This window comes from Streptomyces sp. NEAU-174, from assembly GCF_052665095.1.
Genome location: NZ_JBQTCE010000012.1, coordinates 292,542 through 311,308, shown reverse-complemented (window position 1 = coordinate 311,308; position 18,767 = coordinate 292,542). Strand labels below are relative to the sequence as shown.

Here is an 18,767-nt window from a genome sequence, read left to right as displayed (position 1 = left end):
GTCCCGACGGCCCGGTTTCGGACGGCTCCGGGCCGCCGCCCGCCGCGCTCATTTCTTCCCGCGCGGCACCCGCATGACCCCTTCCTGGATCACGGAGACGGCCAGCCGCCCGTCGGCGGTGAAGATACGGCCCTTGGCGAGCCCGCGGCCGCCGGACGCGGAGGGGCTCTCCTGGTCGTACAGCAGCCAGTCGTCCACCCGGAACGGCCGGTGGAACCACATGGCGTGATCCAGGCTGGCGCCGACGATGTCGCCGACCGCCCAGCCGCCGCGCCCATGGGCGAGCAGGATGGAGTCCAGCAGCGTCATGTCGGAGACATAGGTCGCCAGGCAGACGTGGAGCAGGGGGTGGTCGGCGGTGCCGTCCAGTTTGCCGTTGGTCCGGAACCAAACCTGCGACTTGGGCTCGCGCGGCCGTCCGACGCTGCCGAAGGGCGGCTCGTCCACGTACCGCACATCGACCGCGGCCCGCGCCTGGAGCATCCGCTCGGTCACCCCGGGGCCGAGGAAGAGGTGCTCGTAGCGGGGCAGCAGCTCCTCGGCGGTGGGCAGGGAGAGCGGGTCGGGGACGTCCGGCATCCGCTCCTGGTGCTCGAGGCCGTCCTCGTGCAGCTGGAAGGAGGCCGAGAGATGGAAGATCGGCTGTCCGTGCTGGACGGCGACCACCCGGCGGGTGGTGAAGGAGTGGCCGTCCCGGATCCGGTCGACGGTGTAGACGATGGGCGCCCCGGGGTCGCCGGGCCGCAGGAAGTACGCGTGCAGCGAATGCGCCAAGCGGTCAGCGGGAACGGTACGGCCCGCGGCGACCAGGGCCTGGGCGGCGACCTGACCGCCGAAGACCCTGGGGACGAGGGGTGCGGCGTCGCTGGTGCCGCGGAAGATGTCCTCCTCGATCTGCTCGAGGTCGAGCAGATCGAGAAGGCCCTGAAGTGCGTCATTCATGATTCAAGCAGTCTTGCAGACCCGGATTGCGGCCCTGTTGCCACTGGTCATGACGGTCGTCACAGACCCATGGACTTCGCGACGATGGACCGCATGACCTCGCTGGTGCCGCCGTAGATCCGGTTGACGCGGGTGTCCGCGTACAGCCGGGCGATGGGGTACTCCATCATGTAGCCGTAGCCACCGTGGAGCTGGAGGCACCGGTCGATGACGACGGCGGCGCGCTCGGTGGTGAAGAGCTTGGCGGAGGCGGCGTCGGCGGCGGTCAGCTCACCGGCGTCATGCGCGTCCAGGGCCCGGTCCACGACCGCCTGCATCGCGTCCACCTCGGACTTGCAGTCGGCCAGCACGAACTTGGTGTTCTGGAACGACGCCACCGGCTGGCCGAAGACGGTGCGGTCCCGGACGTACTCGGTGGCGAACCGTACGGCGGCCGCGGCCTGTGCGTACGCCCCGACGGCGATCCCCAGGCGCTCCTGCGGCAGATTGTGGGCGAGGTAGCCGAACGCCTTGCCCTCCTCGCCCAGCAGGTCCTCCACCGGCACCTTGACGTCGGTGAAGGAGAGCTCGGCGGTGTCGGAGGTCTTCAGGCCCAGCTTCTCCAGCTTGCGGCCGACCGCGTAGCCCTCGCTCTTGGTGTCCACCACGAGGATGGATATGCCGCCGCGGCGGTCCTCGGGGGTGGGCGGGGCGGTGCGGGCGCAGACCAGCACCCGGTCGGCCAGGACGCCGCCGGTGATGAAGGTCTTGGCGCCGTTGAGGACGTAGTGGGTGCCGTCCTCGGAGAGCTTGGCGGTGGTCTTCATGCCCGCCAGGTCGGAGCCGGTGCCGGGCTCGGTCATGGCGATGGCGGTCATCATGTCGCCGGTGACGAAGGAGGGCAGCCAGCGCCGCTTCTGCTCCTCGTTGGCGTACTTGAGGAGGTACGGCAGGCACAGCGCGGTGTGGACACTGCTGCCACCGAAGCTGACCCCGGCGCGGGCGGTCTCCTCGGTGATCACGGCGTTGAACTTGAAGCTGGTCTCGCCGGCGCCGCCGTACTCCTCGGGCACCTCGATGCCGAAGACACCGAGCTCGCCCAGCTTCTTGTAGAACTCGCGCGGGGCCTGGCCGGCCTCCCGCCACTCGTCGTAGTACGGCACGACCTCGGCCGCGATGAAGTCGCGGATGGTCTCCCGGAACGCCTCGTGGTCCTCGTTGAACACCGTACGGCGCATATTGGCGCGGCCCTCCTCGCGGCTAAGCCGCCGCCGTTCTCGCGGATCCGCCCGGCCGCCGTCGTGAATTCCTCGATGATGACTTGGCAACGCTCACCTAAGCGCTTGCTCAGTGAAAGCTACCCGCCAGTTACCCAGCCTGTCCAGAGCCGTCCGCGCTATGGGCGCCGTCGAAGGCGCCCAGGGCCAGCCGGTGCAGCAGGGCGGCGGTGGCCGCGCGCCCCGGGAGGGCTCCGGGGCGGCCGAGGTGGGGCGTGGAGTTGAGCAGCCCGAAGACGGCGTGGACACACGCGCGGGCCTCGGCCTCGGCGAGCCGGGGGTAGACCTTGCGCACCACCTCGACCCACAGCTCCACGTACTGCCGCTGGAGGGAGCGCACCAGCTTGCGGTCGGTGTCCCGGAGCCGGTCGAGCTCGCGGTCGTGGAGGATGATCAGCGGACGGTCGTCGAGGGCGAAGTCGATATGCCCCTCGATCAGCGAATCCAGCACCTCCGCGGGGGCGCGCCCGGCCCCCTCCCCCTCCGCGGCCCGCCGCTTGCCGCCCGTCAGCAGCCGGCCGCTGATCCCGACGAGCAGCTCGGCCAGCATCGCCTCCTTGCCGGGGAAGTGGCGGTAGAGACCGGGGCCGCTGATGCCGACCGCGGCGCCTATCTCATCGACGCCGACGCCATGGAAGCCGCGCTCGGCGAAGAGGCGGGCGGCCTCCTTGAGGATCTGCTCGCGGCGGCTCGGGGCGGGTGCTTGCGTGCTCATGAAATCAATTCTAGACAGCGGGGTTAGTGGTCGTTAACCTGGTGGAGAGAGTTAACGTTCACTAACGGTACCGAGCGGGACCGAGCGAGGGGGCTCGTAGCCATGGAGCAGGCACCGGCGCTGCGCAGCGGCGCCGACCCGGGGTCCGACGCCTGGAAGGCCAATGAGGCCGGGCACCGCGAGCTGGCCGCGCGGCTGCGCGAGCGGCTGGCCGTGGCGCGGCTGGGCGGCGGGGAGAAGGCGCGGGCGCGGCACACCGCGCGCGGCAAGCTGCTGCCGCGCGACCGGGTGGACACCCTGCTGGATCCGGGCTCACCGTTCCTGGAGCTGGCACCGCTCGCGGCCGAGGGGATGTACGAGGGCCAGGCCCCGGCGGCGGGGGTGATCGCCGGGATCGGGCGGGTGTCGGGCCGCGAGGTGGTCGTGGTCGCCAATGACGCCACGGTCAAGGGCGGCACGTACTACCCAATGACGGTGAAGAAGCATCTGCGCGCCCAGGAGGTCGCGCTGGAGAACGACCTGCCGTGCGTCTATCTGGTCGACTCCGGCGGCGCCTTCCTCCCCATGCAGGACGAGGTCTTCCCGGACCGCGACCACTTCGGGCGGATCTTCTACAACCAGGCCCGGCTGTCCGGCTCCGGGATTCCGCAGGTCGCGGCCGTGATGGGGTCCTGCACGGCGGGCGGGGCGTATGTCCCGGCGATGAGCGACGAGGCCGTGATCGTGCGCGGGCAGGGCACGATCTTCCTGGGCGGGCCGCCGCTGGTGAAGGCGGCCACCGGTGAGGTGGTCTCGGCGGAGGAGCTGGGCGGTGGCGAGGTCCACTCCCGGGTCTCGGGCGTGACCGACCACCTCGCCGAGGACGACCCCCACGCGCTGCGTATCGTCCGCTCCATCGTCGCCACCCTGCCGCCGTCCCCGATGCGGCAGGGGTCGCCGCCGTGGCCGCTGGAGCCCTCCGAGGAGCCCGCGGTGGACCCGGCGGGGCTCTACGGGGCGGTCCCGGTCGACTCGCGCACGCCGTACGACGTGCGGGAGGTCATCGCGCGGGTGGTGGACGGCTCGCGGTTCGCCGAGTTCAAGGCCGAGTTCGGCACCACGCTGGTCACGGGCTTCGCGCGGATCATGGGCCACCCGGTGGGCATCGTCGCCAACAACGGCATCCTGTTCTCCGAATCGGCCCAGAAGGGCGCCCACTTCATCGAGCTGTGCGACCAGCGCGGCATCCCCCTGGTCTTCCTCCAGAACATCTCGGGGTTCATGGTGGGCCGCAGCTATGAGGCGGGCGGTATCGCCAAGCACGGCGCCAAGATGGTCACCGCCGTGGCCTGCACCCGCGTCCCCAAGCTCACGGTCGTCATCGGCGGTTCCTACGGCGCGGGCAACTACTCGATGTGCGGCCGGGCCTATTCGCCGCGCTTCCTGTGGATGTGGCCCAACGCCAAGATCTCGGTGATGGGCGGTGAGCAGGCCGCCTCCGTGCTCGCCACCGTCAAGCGCGACCAGATGGAGGCGCGCGGTGAGGAGTGGAGCGCCGAGGACGAGGAGGCGTTCCGGGCCCCGGTCCGCGAGCAGTACGAGACGCAGGGAAACGCCTATTACGCCACCGCCCGGCTGTGGGACGACGGTGTGATCGACCCCCTGGAGACCCGCACGGTGCTCGGCCTCGCTCTTACGGCCTGCGCCAACGCACCGCTGCCCGGCCGTACGGCCACCGAGCCCGCGGCGCCCGGCTACGGCGTCTTCCGGATGTGAGGGGGATGCACCCGATGAGTGGCATGAGCGGTACGAAGGCGACCGGCCCGTCGCCCGCGATGTTCGACACCGTCCTGGTGGCCAACCGCGGTGAGATCGCCGTGCGCGTCATCCGCACCCTGCGGCGGCTCGGGGTCCGCTCGGTCGCCGTCTACAGCGACGCCGACGCGGACGCCCGCCATGTGCGCGAGGCGGACACGGCGGTGCGGATCGGCCCCGCGCCGGCCGCGGAGAGCTATCTGTCCATCGAGCGCCTGCTGGAGGCCGCGGCGCGCACCGGCGCCCAGGCCGTCCACCCCGGCTACGGCTTCCTCGCGGAGAACGGGGCGTTCGCCCGCGCCTGCGCCGACGCCGGGCTCGCCTTCATCGGCCCGCCCGCCGGGGCCATCGAGCTGATGGGCGACAAGATCCGCGCCAAGGAGACCGTGCGCGCGGCCGGGGTGCCGGTGGTGCCGGGCTCCTCGGGCAGCGGGCTGACGGACGAGCAGCTCACCGCCGCCGCCCGGGAGATCGGGATGCCGGTGCTGCTGAAGCCCTCGGCGGGCGGCGGCGGCAAGGGCATGCGGCTCGTCCGCGACGAGGCGCTGCTCGCCGACGAGATCGCGGCCGCCCGGCGGGAGGCGCGCGGCGCCTTCGGCGATGACACGCTGCTGGTGGAGCGCTGGATCGACCGGCCCCGGCACATCGAGATCCAGGTGCTGGCGGACGGTCGGGGACACGTGGTCCACCTCGGGGAGCGCGAGTGCTCCTTGCAGCGCCGCCATCAGAAGATCATCGAGGAGGCGCCCAGCCCGCTGCTGGACGAGGCCACCCGGGCGCGGATGGGCGAGGCCGCGGTGGCGGCGGCCCGGTCCTGCGGCTATGTGGGCGCGGGGACGGTCGAGTTCATCGTCCCGGGTGCCGATCCGTCGGCGTACTGCTTCATGGAGATGAACACCCGGCTCCAGGTGGAGCATCCGGTGACCGAGCTGACGGTGTCGGTCGGCGGGCGGCCCGGTCTGGACCTGGTGGAGTGGCAGCTGCGCGTCGCCGCGGGCGAGCCGCTGCCGTTCGGACAGGACGAGATCGCCTTCGCGGGCCACGCCGTGGAGGCCCGTATCTGCGCCGAGACCGCCCGCGCGGCGGCCGACGGCCGGGTGGACTTCCTGCCCTCGGCCGGGGCCGTGCTGGCGCTGGACGAACCGGCGGGCGAGGGGGTGCGGGTCGACTCCGGGCTGAGCCAGGGCACCGAGGTCGGCACGGTCTACGACCCGATGCTCGCCAAGGTCATCGCCCATGGCCCCGACCGCCCCACCGCCCTGCGCCGGCTGCGCGCCGCCCTCGGCTCCCTGACCGTCCTCGGCGTGGACACCAACACCGGCTTTCTGCGCCGGCTGGCCGCCCACCCCGCGGTCGCCTCGGGCGAGCTCGACACGGGCCTGGTCGACCGCGCGGCGGCCCAGCTGATCCCGGCGGCCATACCGGAGGAGGTCTACGCGACGGCGGCCCTGCTGCGCCAGGCGGCCCTGGAGCCCGCCGCCCCGCGCGGCGGCGGCTCCGGCGGGCGCCCGGAGCCCGCCGGCCCCGGCCTCGGCGGCCCGGCCCCGGACGTCTGGGTCGACCCGTTCTCGGTGCCCACCGGCTGGCGCCTCGGCGGCGCCCCCGCCTGGACGGTCCACCGCCTCCGCGTGGCGGGCCACCCCCCGGTCACGGTCCGCGTGCGCGGCCGCGCCCACGACGCGGAGCTCCGCATCGAGCACGCTGACGGCAGCCCGGCAGCGGCCGGGACCACCGCCGTGCGGGCGCGGCTCATTGCCCTCGAAGAGGGCTCCGTGTTGCTGGACCTCGGCGGGGTCACCCACCGCTTCCGGCATGCCGGGCACGGCGCGAGCCACTGGCTGGGGCGGGACGGGGACGCCTGGCGTGTGGTCGGGCACGACCCCGTGGAGGAGGCGCTGCGCGGCGGGGCCGCGACGGCGCACGCCGGGGAGCTCACCGCGCCCATGCCCGGCACCGTCACCGTCGTGAAGGCGGCCGTCGGCGACGAGGTCACCGCGGGTCAGGGCCTGCTGGTGGTCGAGGCGATGAAGATGGAGCACCTCATCTCCGCCCCGCACGACGGCACCGTCACCGAGCTCGAGGTGACCCCCGGCAGCACGGTCGCCATGGATCAGCTGCTGGCGGTCGTCACCCCGCATGAGCCGCAGCAGAGCGAGGAGCGTGAGTGATGACCCTCCCCATGACCGTCCCCGCCCCCGGGCTGCCCACCCGGGTCCGGATCCACGAGGTGGGCCCCCGGGACGGACTCCAGAACGAGAAGGCGCTGGTCCCGGCGCCGGTCAAGGCTGAGTTCATCCACCGGCTCGCCGAGGCCGGTCTCACCACCATCGAGGCCACCAGCTTCGTCCACCCCAAGTGGGTGCCCCAACTGGCCGACGCCGAGGAGCTGATGCCGCTCATCGACGACGTGGACGCCCGGCTCCCCGTGCTCGTGCCCAATGAGCGGGGGCTGGACCGCGCCCTCGCGCTGGGCGCGCGCGAGATCGCCGTCTTCGCCAGCGCCACGGAGTCCTTCGCCAAGGCCAATCTCAATCGCACGGTGGACGGCGCGCTGGAGATGTTCGAGCCGGTCGTCACCAAGGCCAAGGACGCGGGCGCGGCCGTGCGGGGCTATCTGTCCATGTGCTTCGGCGACCCGTGGGAGGGCCAGGTCCCGATCTCCCAGACCGTCTCGGTCAGCCGCCGCCTGATGGACATGGGATGCGACGAGATCAGCCTCGGCGACACCATCGGCGTGGCCACCCCGGGCCATGTGCGGGAGCTGCTGGACACGCTCAACGAGGCGGGCGTCGCCGACGCCCGGCTGGCCGTGCACTTCCACGACACCTACGGCCAGGCACTCGCCAACACCCTCGCCGCGCTCGAGCACGGCGTGACCACCGTCGACGCCTCCGCCGGGGGCCTCGGCGGCTGCCCGTACGCCAAGAGCGCCACCGGCAACCTCGCCACCGAAGACCTCGTGTGGATGCTCGACGGCCTCGGCATCGAGACCGGGGTCGACATCGGCCGTCTCACCGCCACCAGCGTGTGGATGGCCCGGCATCTGGGCCGGCCCAGCCCGTCCCGCACCGTCCGCGCCCTCTCCCAGAAGGAGATCTGAGCCATGCCGATCGACCACCGACTCAGCCCCGAACACGAGGAACTGCGCCGCACCGTCGAGGCGTTCGCGCACGATGTGGTCGCCCCCAAGATCGGGGAGTACTGGGAGCACCATGAGTTCCCGTACGAGATCATCCGCGAGATGGGCCGGATGGGCCTGTTCGGCCTGCCCTTCCCGGAGGAGTACGGCGGTATGGGCGGGGACTACTTCGCGCTCTGTCTCGCCCTGGAGGAGCTGGCCCGGGTGGACTCCTCGGTGGCGATCACGCTCGAGGCGGGGGTCTCGCTCGGCGCGATGCCGATCTTCCTCTACGGCACGGAGGAGCAGAAGCGCACCTGGCTGCCGGGGCTCTGCTCCGGGGAGACCCTGGGCGCGTTCGGCCTGACCGAGCCCGGCGGCGGCTCGGACGCGGGCGCCACCCGCACCACGGCCCGGCTGGACGAGGCCACCGGCGAGTGGGTGATCAACGGCACCAAGTGCTTCATCACCAACTCCGGTACGGACATCACCGCGCTGGTTACCGTCACCGCCGTCACCGGCCGCAAGGAGGACGGCCGCCCCGAGATCTCCTCGATCATCGTGCCGTCCGGCACCCCCGGCTTCAGCGTGGCCGCCCCCTACTCCAAGGTGGGGTGGAACGCGTCGGACACCCGCGAGCTGTCCTTCGCCGACTGCCGGGTCCCGGCCGCGAACCTGCTGGGCGCGGAGGGCCGGGGCTACGCCCAGTTCCTGCGGATACTGGACGAGGGCCGGATCGCGATCTCCGCCCTGGCCACGGGGCTCGCCCAGGGCTGTGTGGACGAGTCGGTGGCGTACGCCAGGACCCGCGAGGCGTTCGGCCGCCCCATCGGCGCCAACCAGGCCATCCAATTCAAGCTGGCCGACATGGAGATGCGCGCCCATATGGCCCGGGTGGCCTGGCGCGACGCGGCGTCCCGGCTGGTGCTCGGCGAGCCGTTCAAGAAGGAGGCGTCGATCGCGAAGCTCTACTCCTCCGAGGTCGCGGTGGACAACGCCCGCGAGGCCACCCAGATCCACGGTGGCTATGGCTTTATGAACGAGTATCCGGTGGCCCGCATGTGGCGGGACTCCAAGATCCTGGAGATCGGCGAGGGCACCAGCGAGGTCCAGCGCACCCTGATCGCCCGAGAGCTGGGCTTCGCGAGCTGAGCCCCCAATGGGGCCCGCCCCTTCCCGTTGCCAGGGGCGGAGCCCCCGGCAACGCGGCCCGGGGCGGGAGCCCCGGGCCTCGGCCGAGCGGAGGAGGCCTCAGCTCGTGGGCCAGGGGATCTGCGGGGAGTGGTAGTACGCGATGCGCATCGCGTCCCAGCGGGGCCCCTGCGCCGCCACCCGCACCCTGTAGTCGTCCCAGTCGTGCGCACTCGCGGGCGACCAGCCGAGCTCGGCGATGCCGGGGAGCCGGGGGAAGGCCATGTACTCGATCTGCGGGCTGGTCTGGAGGGTCTCCGACCACAGCGGCGCCTCGACACCGAGCACCGAGGACGCCGGGGCGTCCTTGATGTAGGTGCCCGGGTCCCAGTCGTAGGACTGCTTCGCCTCGACGTATCCGGCCCAGCTCTGGCCCAGCGGAGTATCCGCGTTGTACTTCATGTCCAGATAGGCGCGGTTGGCCGGGGAGAGGATCAGCCGGGTGCCCGCCTTGGCCGCGTCCGCGACCTCCTTCTCGCTCCCGTCCGTCCCCCAGTACTGGGCGATCGCACCCTTGGCGGGGTGCGCGCCCGTCAGCTGGTGCCAGCCGACCACCGTCTTGCCGTACTTGGCGACCACCGGCTGCACCCGGTCCATGAAGGCCACATAGTCCTCATGGCTGGTGGAGTGGGCCTCGTCGCCGCCGATGTGGAGGTAGGGGCCGGGGGTGAGCGCGGCGAGCTCGCGGATGACGTCGTCCACGAAGTCGTACGTCACCTCCTTCGGCACGCACAGCGAGCTGAAACCGACCTCGGTGCCGGTGTAGAGCGGCGGGGCGACGCCATCGCAGTTGAGGTCCGCGTAGGAGGCGAGCGCCGCGTTGGTGTGGCCCGGCATGTCGATCTCGGGGACGACGGTCAGCTCACGGCTCGCCGCGTAAGCCACGATCTCGCGGTAGTCGTCCTTGGTGTAGTAGCCGCCGGGCCCGCCCCCGACCTGTGTGGAGCCGCCGTGCCTGGCCAGGTTCGGCCAGGAGTCGATCGCGATCCGCCACCCCTGGTCGTCCGAGAGATGCAGATGCAGCTTGTTGATCTTGTAGAGGGCCAGCTGGTCGATATAGCGCTTGACCTGGTCCACCCCGAAGAAGTGCCGGGAGACATCGAGCATCGCGCCCCGCCAGGCGTAGCGCGGCACATCGGTGATGGTGCCGCCGGAGACCCGCCAGGGGCCCGGCTGCCGGGTGGTGCGCTCGACGGACGCGGGCAGCAGCTGCCGCAGCGTCTGGACGCCGTGGAACAGCCCGGCGGAGCCGCGTGCGGTGAGGGTGATCGCGCGGCCGGTGACCTGGAGCCGATACCCCTCCTCGCCCAGCGTCCGCACCCCGGCCGCCTTGGGCGTCAGCCGCAGCCGGATGCCATCGTCACCCGATCGCGTGGTGACGGGCAGCGCAAAGCCCGTGGAGGGGCGCAGCACCTTCGCCAGATAGTCGCCCACCCGGCGCGCCGAACGCGCCGAACGCGCCGAGCCGTCGGAGCCGGACACCCGGACGCGGGTGTCCGGGCGGATCGCGTACGAGCCCGCCGCGGGCCGTACGGACGCGGGCGCGGGCACGACCCGGTCCAGCGGGGTCGGGGCGGCCGCGGCGGCGCCCTGAGCGGAAGCGGAGGACGAGCGAGCGGACCAGGGGGAAGCTGGAGAAGCGGAGGCGGAGGAGGCCGCGGTCCCCGCCCCGGCCACCACGGTCAGCAGCAGGGAACACAGAAGTCGAGCACGGCGTCGTCTCACAGGGGATCCCTTCAACGAAACGTGGCATCTTGGGTACCGCGAGGGTCAGTTGCGGTCAAGGTGTAGACCAATGTGTCGCTGTCTGCCTGTCAGAATTCACCGCATGGCGGAAATCACCCAGCGCGATGGCGCCTGGAGCTTTGACGGGGAAGCGATCCGGATCGTCCCGGGGCGGGACCGCAATGTGCATGTCGTACGGCAGGCGCTCGGCGAACTGACCGTCCCCCTGGTGGCCTTGGCCGGGGTGGCCTACGAGCCGGGGCGGAAGTCGGGCCGGCTGCGGCTGCGGCTGCGCGAGGGGGCGGACCCGCTGTCGCAGGCCACCGGCGGCAAGCTGCCGGACGCCGCCGATCCGTATCAGCTCCCGGTGGAGCCGGACCGCAGGGACCTCGCCGAGTATCTGGTCGACGAGGTCCGCCAGGCGCTGATCCTGGAGCAGGTGCCGGCGGGCCCCTGCGACCGCTATGTACTGCCCGGCCCCTCGGTGCCGATCTCGGCGTCGGCGGGCGACGCCACGGCGTCCTTCGACGGGGAGCGGGTCCGGCTGGACTGGAACTGGAAGACCGAGGAGTCGAAGAAGTCCGGCGGCCCCCGCACGATCCTCCTGCCGGACCTGGAGATGGTGGAGTGGGTCCCGGCCGCCGGGCTGGAGAACGGCTACCTCCGCTTCATCACGGCGAAGGCCACGGCGACGGCCGCGCCCAAGTACGACCCGCATGCCGTGGTGCTGTACGGATTCAAGAAGGATCCGCTGATGGCGCTGGTCGCGGCGGCCGTCATGGCGCGGATGCCGCATCCGGGCGCCCCGGCGAAGGCGCTCCCCGCCCAGTCGCCCGCCACCCAGCCACCCGCCCCCGAGCCGGTGCCCGCGGACGCCCAGCCCGCCAGGGGTGACGAGGGTGAGGTGGATCACGACGTTCTGCTGCGACGGCTGCGCGAACTCGGCGATCTTCACCAGAGCGGGATCCTCACGGAGGAGGAGTTCACCATCGCCAAACAGGCCGTGCTCCGCCGCTTCTCCGACGCCTGAGGGACGGCTTCCCCGCCACCGAGGACAGGATTTCCGTCACCGAGACCCAACCCTGCCCGATATCGGGCAGGAATGTTGCGAAACACCGCGCCGCATCGCAGTATCTACGGATGCTCGACCGCCGCATGTCCCACGATGACCTCATCGACCACCTGGTCCGCAGTACGCCGCTCAGCCGCGGCGAGGCGGGCCGGGTGGTGCTGGACGTCCTGGCGTACTTCGACGAGACGACGGAGGAGTTCGTCCGGCGCCGCCACCGCGAGCTCCAGTCCGGCGGGCTGACCAACGCGGACATCTTCGAGCGGATCACGGCCGAGCTGCCGTACCGCGCGGTGGCCCCGCCCGAACTCTCGCTGCGCCAGCTGCGCCGCATCGTCTACGGCTGACGACGCCGGCGCCGCGCCGGTCCACGACGCCGGTCCACAACGCCGGTCACGACGGCGGCCGCCACCGCCGGACACGAGCACGAGCATGCACGAGCGATCCAATGGGAGGGCCTGAACACCATGTGCGGAATCGTCGGATACATCGGGAAACGCGATGTGGCACCGCTGCTGCTGGAGGGGTTGCAGCGGCTGGAGTACCGCGGCTATGACTCTGCGGGCATCGCGATCCAGGGCAAGCCCGCCAAGGGCGCCCAGAGCGCCGGGCTGAAGACCGCCAAGGCCAAGGGCCGGGTCCGGGACCTCGAGGCCAAGCTGCCCAAGCGGTTCGCGGGCACCACCGGCATCGCCCACACCCGCTGGGCCACCCACGGCGCGCCCAACGACGTCAACGCCCATCCGCATCAGGACGCGGACGGCAAGGTCGCCGTCGTCCACAACGGCATCATCGACAACGCCGCCGATCTGCGCGCCAAGCTGGCCGCCGACGGCGTGGAGCTGGCCTCCGACACCGACTCCGAGGCGCTCGCCCACCTCATCGGCCGCTCCCAGGCGCCCACCCTGGAGGAGAAGGTCCGCCACGCGCTGGCGATGGTCGAGGGCACCTACGGCATCGCCGTGCTGCACGCGGACTTCACCGACCGCATCGTCGTCGCCCGCAACGGCTCGCCGGTGGTGCTGGGGATCGGCGAGAAGGAGATGTTCGTCGCCTCGGACGTCGCCGCGCTGGTCCGCCACACCCGCCAGGTGGTCACCCTGGACGACGGCGAGATGGCCACCCTCAAGGCCGACGACTACCGCACCTACACCACCGAGGGCAGCCGCACCTCCACCTCCCCCACCACCGTGGAGTGGGAGGCCGAGTCGTACGACATGGGCGGCCACGACACATATATGCACAAGGAGATCCACGAGCAGGTCGACGCCGTGGACCGGGTGCTGCGCGGCCGGATCGACGACCGCTTCTCCACCGTCCACCTGGGCGGGCTCAACCTGGACGCCCGCGAGGCGCGCGGGGTGCGCCGGGTCAAGATCCTCGGCTGTGGTTCGGCGTACCACACGGGTCTGATCGGCGCCCAGCTGATCGAGGAGCTGGCCCGGATCCCGGCGGACGCGGAGCCCGCGAGCGAGTTCCGCTACCGCAACCCGGTGGTGGACCCGGACACCCTCTACATCGCGGTCAGCCAGTCCGGCGAGACCTACGACACCCTGGCGGCCGTCCAGGAGCTCAAGCGCAAGGGCGCGCGGGTGCTGGGCGTCGTCAACGTCGTGGGCAGCGCGATCGCCCGGGAGACGGACGGCGGGGTGTACGTCCACGCCGGTCCTGAGGTGTGTGTCGTCTCCACCAAGTGCTTCACCAACACCGCCGTCGCCTTCGCGCTGCTCGCCCTGCACCTGGGCCGGATCCGCGATCTCTCGGTCGCCGACGGCAAGCGGATCATCGCCGGGCTGCGCAAGCTGCCCGAGCAGATCGCGGAGGTGCTGCGCGGCGAGGAGGAGATCAAAAAGCTGGCCGCGGAATATGCGAACGCAAAGAGCATGATGTTCGTCGGACGGGTCCGCGGCTACCCGGTCGCGCGCGAGGCGTCCCTGAAGCTGAAGGAGGTCTCCTACGTCCACGCCGAGGCGTACCCGGCCTCCGAGCTGAAGCACGGGCCGCTCGCGCTGATCGAGCCCGAGGTGCCCACCGTGGCGGTCCTGCCCGACGACGACCTGCTGGAGAAGAACCGGGCGACGCTGGAGGAGATCAAGGCCCGCAGCGGCCGGATCCTGGCCGTGGCCCACCGGGAGCAGGAGAAGGCGGACCACACGATCCTGGTCCCCCGCAATGAGGTGGAGCTCGACCCGATCCTGATGGGCATTCCGCTCCAACTGCTCGCCTACCACACGGCGCTGGCGCTCGGCCGGGACATCGACAAGCCCCGCAACCTCGCCAAGTCGGTGACCGTCGAGTAGGCCCGCACCGCCCGCGACCTGGGCACATCCTTCGGCGGTCCCCCGCGTGTGCCACCACGCACGCGGGGGCCGCCTCCCCTACGCCGACGTCGCCCTAAACACGCCGGCGGCTGGCCGTCGCGCGGGAACCGTCACTTCCCGCGCGACAGCACGATTGAACGGTTTGTACCCCTCACAAACGCACAATCCACCTCTACGCACGGGTAGGTTTGTCCGTTGTCAAGATGGACTGACGCCATCTCACCTGCGGTCAAGGGGAGTTGAGGGTGTCCGGTTCCAGGCGCCCGCGCCACGTCGCGCCGACACAAAAGGTTTCAGACTGAACAACGTCACTTGACGAGGAGGCACACCGGGCACGGTGCGTCCAGAGTCCCAGGAACCCGGCAGAGCCAAGAAGGGCCGAACGGGCCCGGGAAGCGGCCAGGAGGGCCCACGAGGACGGGCACGACGGCGGGCACGACGGCCCGCGAGAACGGGGCCGAGGGCGCTCGGGAGATGCCCAGAGGATGACGACGGACGGGCGCTCAGGGGATGACGCCGGGCGGGCGCTCAGCGCATGACGACGGACGGACGCTCAGGGGATGACGACGACGGGCCGCTGCGCCCGCCGTGCGAGCCGCCCCGCGACCGAGCCGAAGATCCGCCCTACCAAGCCGTGCGTGGAGCCCACCACGATGGCGTCGGCCGCGTACTCCCGGCCGACCTCCTCCAGCTCATGGCAGATGTCCCCGCCCCGTTCGACGAGGATCCAGGGCACCTCGGAGAGATGATCGGCGCAGGCCAGCTCGAGCCCCAGCACCTCGGTGCGGTGATCGGGGACGTCGACGAAGACCGGCGGCTCACAGCCCGCCCAGACCGTCGTCGGCAGCCGGTTGGCCACATGGACGATGATCAGCCCGGAGCCGGAGCGCCGGGCCATGCCGATCGCATAGGCGAGGGCGCGTTCGCTCGACATGGAGCCGTCGAATCCCACCACGACGCCGTGCTGGAACGCTGGATCGCAGGAATGACGTGTTTCTTCCGCCGCTTCGGGGTGCGCCATGTGATCGGCGACCCGCTTGCGGTCCGCGGGTTCGGGGATTTCGTGACCGGCCATCGGTGTCTCGGCGAAGGATGTCCTCGTGCGGAGGGATCGGCGGGGGCTCAGGTAGAGGGCTGTCGGGGGACGTGAGCTCCGCTGGAGCTCGGGGGGCGGTCTCGAGGAGTCGAAATCCGTCCGGGATTCATCTTTCCAAGCCCTTACCCCCAAGGGTACGGCGGCATTCACCACCTGCCCAGAGGTCGCCACGGGAGCGGAGCGCCCGAAGCGTTCCCCGGAGCATGCCGGAGGGCGGCCCGTAACGCAATGCCCCAAGTGGTCCCCCGTCGGCCCGGGCCCCGGGCGGCGGACCGGCCCGGCGGGGCCGCCGCGGTACGCCGTGCGGCCGCCCGGCAGTGACCTGGGCGCGGGCCGGGCGTTGTAGTAGCGGCACCGGGTGCGGCGGTCCCGGCCCGCCCGGCTCACCTGCCCGGATCCCCCGCCCGCCGCACCCTCGCCACCCCCGCGCCGAGCCCCGCGCCGGCACCTCGCCGGCCGCTCGAGAGGAGCCCCGCCCGTGCCCGTCGCCCCCGAGTACGACGCCCCCGGCTCCACCCCCGGCGGCGGGGCCGGGACACCCGGACGGCCCCACCTTCCGAGCCCCCCTCGAGCCCAGGTCCAGACCCCCGCTAGCGACGCGGTGAGCGAGGTGATCCGCTGGGCGGCCTTCAGCTGCGCCGTGGTCCCCGTCGTCCTGCTCCTGTGCGGATCGCCCTTCGGCGCAGCCCTGGGGGCCGCCGCGGGCCTCGCCGCCGTGACGGCCGCCAGCCGCGCCCTGCTGCGCCACTCCGAGCGCATCGCGGCCCGGCTGGACGCGGACGGCGTCTCCCCGCACCGGGGCCGCCACGGCCGTACGGGGATCGGCGCGCACCGTGGCGGCCGCCGCGTCTGAGGGCCGACCGGAAAGGATCGGAGCCGGGGAAGCGGTGCGTAGTGCTCCGCGCACTCAGCGCCGATGGAGCGTCGCTATAGCACCGCTCAAGCCCGGAAGACGGCCGCTCGCCCCCTGAAGAAGTACGAGGGGGACGTACGCCGGTCGTATGACGCATCCGTACGTCTGCGCCCGCTTGTTTTCAGCCAACTTCCGGCCACACTTCTTTCCTTGGCAAACGCCGTGCTCAACCCCCGTCCGGCCAGCGTGGAAAGGGGTCCGGGGCGCACGTACCCCCTACGGGAAGTGGGTGTCCGCACAAGGCGTACTTCACAGCGAGGGCTACGAGTGCAACGCTTCGTGATCGAATGCTTCGCGCCAAGTTGTCATGTCGACATAGTGGCGGGTGGTGAACTGGTCACGGCGACCACACGCGACACAGTAGATTCGATCTTGGCCATGACCGGCGGGGGAACCGTTCAGGACCGAGGGGAAACGTGCAGGACCGAGAGGACGCGACCACCGAGGGGGGCTTAGTGCCATGAGCCAGGACTCCACGACCGTACCGGAGACCTCGCGCAAGCTCTCCGGACGCCGGCGACGAGAAATCGTCGCGGTGCTGCTGTTCAGCGGCGGCCCCATCTTCGAAAGCTCCATCCCGCTCTCCGTCTTCGGTATCGACCGGCAGGACGCCGGAGTTCCTCGGTACCGACTTCTGGTGTGCGCGGGCGAAGATGTGCCACTGCGAACGACTGGCGGACTGGAACTGACCGCACCATACGGCCTGGAGGCACTCTCCCGGGCCGGCACCGTCGTCGTACCGGCCTGGCGGTCGATAACCCAGCCGCCACCGGCCGCCGCGCTCGACGCGCTGCGCCGCGCGCACGAGGAGGGCGCGCGGATCGTGGGCCTGTGCACCGGGGCCTTCGTACTGGCCGCCGCCGGGCTGCTGGACGGCCGCCCGGCGACCACCCACTGGATGTACGCGCCGACGCTCGCCAAGCGCTATCCGTCGGTCCATGTGGACCCCCGCGAGCTCTTCGTGGACGACGGCGACGTACTGACCTCGGCGGGCACCGCCGCCGGGATCGACCTGTGCCTGCACATCGTGCGCACCGACCACGGCGCGGACGCCGCCGGCGCACTCGCCAGGCGCCTGGTCGTCCCGCCACGCCGCAGCGGAGGGCAGGAGCGCTATCTGGACAGGTCGTTACCAGAGGAAATCGGGGCGGATCCGCTCGCCGAGGTGGTGGCGTGGGCGCTCGAGCATCTGCACGAGCAGTTCGACGTCGAGGCCCTGGCGGCCCGCGCCTATATGAGCCGCAGGACCTTCGACCGCAGGTTCCGCTCGCTCACTGGGAGCGCTCCACTCCAGTGGCTGATCACCCAGCGGGTGCTACAGGCGCAGCGGCTCCTGGAGACCTCCGACTACTCGGTCGACGAGGTCGCGGGGCGCTGTGGCTTCCGCTCGCCGGTCGCGCTGCGCGGGCACTTCCGGCGGCAGCTGGGGTCCTCCCCGGCCGCCTACCGGGCCGCGTACCGCGCCCGCAGGCCCCAGGGCGGGCCCGCGGAGCGCCCGGACCGCCCCGACCGCCTGGAGCGGCTGGAGCGGCTGGAGCGGGCCGACCGGCCCGACCGCGCCGAGGTGATCGAACCCCGGGCCGGCGACCACTCCCTGCCGCTGCGGCGGCCGGGCCCGCCCGGCGCCTCCACCGGCCACTCGGGGCACCCTCCGCACCACCATCACGCTCCGCATCCGGAACCTGGCAAACCGGAGTCGGACGCCTACGCCCCACGCCTGCCCGAACAGGCAGCCGGCCGGGCCCCGGGCCGTCCGTCCCTGCCCGGCCAGCGGGAACGCCCCGTAGGGTGAGACGTATGAACGATCGCATGGTGTGGATCGACTGCGAGATGACCGGGCTCTCGCTGGCGAACGACGCGCTTATCGAGGTGGCCGCGCTGGTCACGGACTCCGAGCTGAACATCCAGGGCGACGGAGTGGACATCGTTGTCCGGCCCCCCGCGGAAGCGCTGGTCACCATGCCCGAGGTGGTGCGCGAGATGCACACCACCTCCGGCCTGCTCGCCGAGCTCGAGGGCGGGACCACGCTCGAGGACGCCCAGGACCAGGTCCTGGCCTACATCCGCGAGCACGTCCCCGAGGCCGGCAAGGCCCCGCTGTGCGGAAACTCGGTCGGCACCGACCGCGGCTTCCTCCTCCGGGACATGCCGACGCTCGAGAGCTACCTCCACTACCGGATCGTCGACGTCTCCTCGATCAAGGAGCTGGCCCGCCGCTGGTACCCGCGGGCCTACTTCAACAGCCCCAAGAAGAACGGCAACCACCGCGCGCTCGCGGACATCCACGAGTCCATCGCCGAGCTGCGCTACTACCGGGAAGCGATCTTCGTACCCGCTCCCGGCCCGGACTCGGACACGGCGAAGGCCATCGCGACCAAGCACGTCCTGCCCGCCCGGCCCGCCTGACCCCACCGCCATCCCGGTGCTCGCTCCCGACTCCCCGAAAGCCGGGAGCGAGCACCCCTCCGGACCCTGTACACTTTTTCTCGGCCGGTGCGGAAAGCGCCGGTCATGGTGGGTATAGCTCAGCTGGTAGAGCACCTGGTTGTGGTCCAGGATGTCGCGGGTTCGAGTCCCGTTACTCACCCTTAATGATCAAGGGCCGACCTGCGAAAACAGGTCGGCCC

Annotated in this window: 15 protein-coding genes and 1 tRNA gene; 11 read left to right on the top strand and 5 right to left on the bottom strand. The window is 71.6% G+C overall.

Annotation, left to right across the window (positions count from 1 at the left end):
- Positions 1-48: 48 nt before the first annotated feature.
- The 3 genes from ACT2CW_RS32260 to ACT2CW_RS32250 all read right to left on the bottom strand — a co-directional run bounded on the left by ACT2CW_RS32260 (position 49) and on the right by ACT2CW_RS32250 (position 2,913).
- The gene (locus ACT2CW_RS32260; protein ID WP_164436606.1) at positions 49-942 is read right to left on the bottom strand and encodes an acyl-CoA thioesterase; all 894 of its coding nucleotides are present in this window, start codon (positions 940-942) and stop codon (positions 49-51) included.
- A 59-nt stretch (positions 943-1,001) separates the two neighbouring features.
- Positions 1,002-2,159 (bottom strand): acyl-CoA dehydrogenase family protein, encoded by a 1,158-nt coding sequence (locus ACT2CW_RS32255; protein ID WP_086884053.1) that lies wholly within the window; start codon positions 2,157-2,159, stop codon positions 1,002-1,004.
- 130 nt (positions 2,160-2,289) lie between these two features.
- Positions 2,290-2,913 (bottom strand): SACE_7040 family transcriptional regulator, encoded by a 624-nt coding sequence (locus ACT2CW_RS32250; protein ID WP_445519165.1) that lies wholly within the window; start codon positions 2,911-2,913, stop codon positions 2,290-2,292.
- A 102-nt stretch (positions 2,914-3,015) separates the two neighbouring features.
- Between ACT2CW_RS32250 and ACT2CW_RS32245 the strand changes: the two genes are divergently transcribed.
- The 4 genes from ACT2CW_RS32245 to ACT2CW_RS32230 are packed head-to-tail and all read left to right on the top strand — an operon-like array spanning position 3,016 to position 8,977.
- The gene (locus tag ACT2CW_RS32245) at positions 3,016-4,668 is read left to right on the top strand and encodes a carboxyl transferase domain-containing protein (protein ID WP_445519164.1); all 1,653 of its coding nucleotides are present in this window, start codon (positions 3,016-3,018) and stop codon (positions 4,666-4,668) included.
- 59 nt (positions 4,669-4,727) lie between these two features.
- Positions 4,728-6,875: an acetyl/propionyl/methylcrotonyl-CoA carboxylase subunit alpha gene (locus ACT2CW_RS32240; RefSeq protein ID WP_445519211.1), complete on the top strand. Its 2,148-nt coding sequence runs from the start codon at positions 4,728-4,730 to the stop codon at positions 6,873-6,875.
- Positions 6,875-7,807, top strand: coding sequence for a hydroxymethylglutaryl-CoA lyase (locus tag ACT2CW_RS32235; RefSeq protein WP_445519163.1), 933 nt, complete (start codon positions 6,875-6,877; stop codon positions 7,805-7,807). The genes ACT2CW_RS32240 and ACT2CW_RS32235 overlap by 1 nt, the downstream gene beginning before the upstream one ends.
- Positions 7,808-7,810: 3 nt before the next feature.
- On the top strand, positions 7,811-8,977 hold the full coding sequence (locus tag ACT2CW_RS32230) for an acyl-CoA dehydrogenase family protein (RefSeq protein WP_171072702.1): 1,167 nt from the start codon (positions 7,811-7,813) through the stop codon (positions 8,975-8,977).
- 99 nt (positions 8,978-9,076) lie between these two features.
- Here the strand turns inward: ACT2CW_RS32230 and ACT2CW_RS32225 are convergent, their stop codons facing one another.
- Positions 9,077-10,741, bottom strand: a complete 1,665-nt coding sequence (locus ACT2CW_RS32225) for a beta-N-acetylhexosaminidase (protein ID WP_445519162.1) — start codon at positions 10,739-10,741, stop codon at positions 9,077-9,079.
- 103 nt (positions 10,742-10,844) lie between these two features.
- Here ACT2CW_RS32225 and ACT2CW_RS32220 point away from each other — a divergent pair, with 103 nt between their 5' ends.
- The 3 genes from ACT2CW_RS32220 to glmS all read left to right on the top strand — a co-directional run bounded on the left by ACT2CW_RS32220 (position 10,845) and on the right by glmS (position 14,110).
- Entirely contained in the window at positions 10,845-11,771 is a 927-nt protein-coding gene (locus tag ACT2CW_RS32220; protein ID WP_445519161.1) for a DUF4429 domain-containing protein, read from the top strand.
- Positions 11,772-11,881: 110 nt separating this feature from the next.
- Positions 11,882-12,157: a hypothetical protein gene (locus tag ACT2CW_RS32215; RefSeq protein ID WP_037953108.1), complete on the top strand. Its 276-nt coding sequence runs from the start codon at positions 11,882-11,884 to the stop codon at positions 12,155-12,157.
- A gap of 120 nt (positions 12,158-12,277) precedes the next feature.
- On the top strand, positions 12,278-14,110 hold the full coding sequence (gene glmS, locus ACT2CW_RS32210; RefSeq protein WP_445519160.1) for a glutamine--fructose-6-phosphate transaminase (isomerizing): 1,833 nt from the start codon (positions 12,278-12,280) through the stop codon (positions 14,108-14,110).
- Between the two features lie 574 nt (positions 14,111-14,684).
- On the opposite strand, the gene ACT2CW_RS32205 is transcribed toward glmS, so the two are convergent.
- A complete protein-coding gene (locus tag ACT2CW_RS32205; RefSeq protein ID WP_020871124.1) occupies positions 14,685-15,206 on the bottom strand; it encodes a universal stress protein in 522 nt (173 codons plus the stop codon).
- A gap of 499 nt (positions 15,207-15,705) precedes the next feature.
- Between ACT2CW_RS32205 and ACT2CW_RS32200 the strand changes: the two genes are divergently transcribed.
- From ACT2CW_RS32200 to ACT2CW_RS32185, 4 genes are all read left to right on the top strand, one after another.
- Positions 15,706-16,080: a hypothetical protein gene (locus ACT2CW_RS32200; protein WP_311767011.1), complete on the top strand. Its 375-nt coding sequence runs from the start codon at positions 15,706-15,708 to the stop codon at positions 16,078-16,080.
- 520 nt (positions 16,081-16,600) lie between these two features.
- Positions 16,601-17,932, top strand: coding sequence for a helix-turn-helix domain-containing protein (locus ACT2CW_RS32195; RefSeq protein WP_037953112.1), 1,332 nt, complete (start codon positions 16,601-16,603; stop codon positions 17,930-17,932).
- Between the two features lie 5 nt (positions 17,933-17,937).
- Positions 17,938-18,546, top strand: coding sequence for an oligoribonuclease (gene orn, locus ACT2CW_RS32190; RefSeq protein WP_164434981.1), 609 nt, complete (start codon positions 17,938-17,940; stop codon positions 18,544-18,546).
- Between the two features lie 108 nt (positions 18,547-18,654).
- Positions 18,655-18,727: transfer RNA gene (locus ACT2CW_RS32185), tRNA-His, on the top strand.
- Positions 18,728-18,767: the final 40 nt, after the last annotated feature.

Excerpts from the sequence above, each read along its gene's own strand:
- ACT2CW_RS32245 (WP_445519164.1), top strand. The coding sequence starts at position 3,016 with ATGGAGCAGGCACCGGCGCTGCGCAGCGGCGCCGACCCGGGGTCCGAC.
- ACT2CW_RS32220 (WP_445519161.1), top strand. The coding sequence starts at position 10,845 with ATGGCGGAAATCACCCAGCGCGATGGCGCCTGGAGCTTTGACGGGGAA.
- ACT2CW_RS32215 (WP_037953108.1), top strand. The coding sequence starts at position 11,882 with ATGCTCGACCGCCGCATGTCCCACGATGACCTCATCGACCACCTGGTC.
- ACT2CW_RS32240 (WP_445519211.1), top strand. The coding sequence starts at position 4,728 with ATGTTCGACACCGTCCTGGTGGCCAACCGCGGTGAGATCGCCGTGCGC.
- ACT2CW_RS32255 (WP_086884053.1), bottom strand. The coding sequence starts at position 2,159 with ATGCGCCGTACGGTGTTCAACGAGGACCACGAGGCGTTCCGGGAGACC.
- glmS (WP_445519160.1), top strand. The coding sequence starts at position 12,278 with ATGTGCGGAATCGTCGGATACATCGGGAAACGCGATGTGGCACCGCTG.
- ACT2CW_RS32260 (WP_164436606.1), bottom strand. The coding sequence starts at position 942 with ATGAATGACGCACTTCAGGGCCTTCTCGATCTGCTCGACCTCGAGCAG.
- ACT2CW_RS32195 (WP_037953112.1), top strand. The coding sequence starts at position 16,601 with ATGAGCCAGGACTCCACGACCGTACCGGAGACCTCGCGCAAGCTCTCC.
- orn (WP_164434981.1), top strand. The coding sequence starts at position 17,938 with ATGAACGATCGCATGGTGTGGATCGACTGCGAGATGACCGGGCTCTCG.
- ACT2CW_RS32230 (WP_171072702.1), top strand. The coding sequence starts at position 7,811 with ATGCCGATCGACCACCGACTCAGCCCCGAACACGAGGAACTGCGCCGC.
- ACT2CW_RS32250 (WP_445519165.1), bottom strand. The coding sequence starts at position 2,913 with ATGAGCACGCAAGCACCCGCCCCGAGCCGCCGCGAGCAGATCCTCAAG.
- ACT2CW_RS32205 (WP_020871124.1), bottom strand. The coding sequence starts at position 15,206 with ATGGCCGGTCACGAAATCCCCGAACCCGCGGACCGCAAGCGGGTCGCC.
- ACT2CW_RS32235 (WP_445519163.1), top strand. The coding sequence starts at position 6,875 with ATGACCCTCCCCATGACCGTCCCCGCCCCCGGGCTGCCCACCCGGGTC.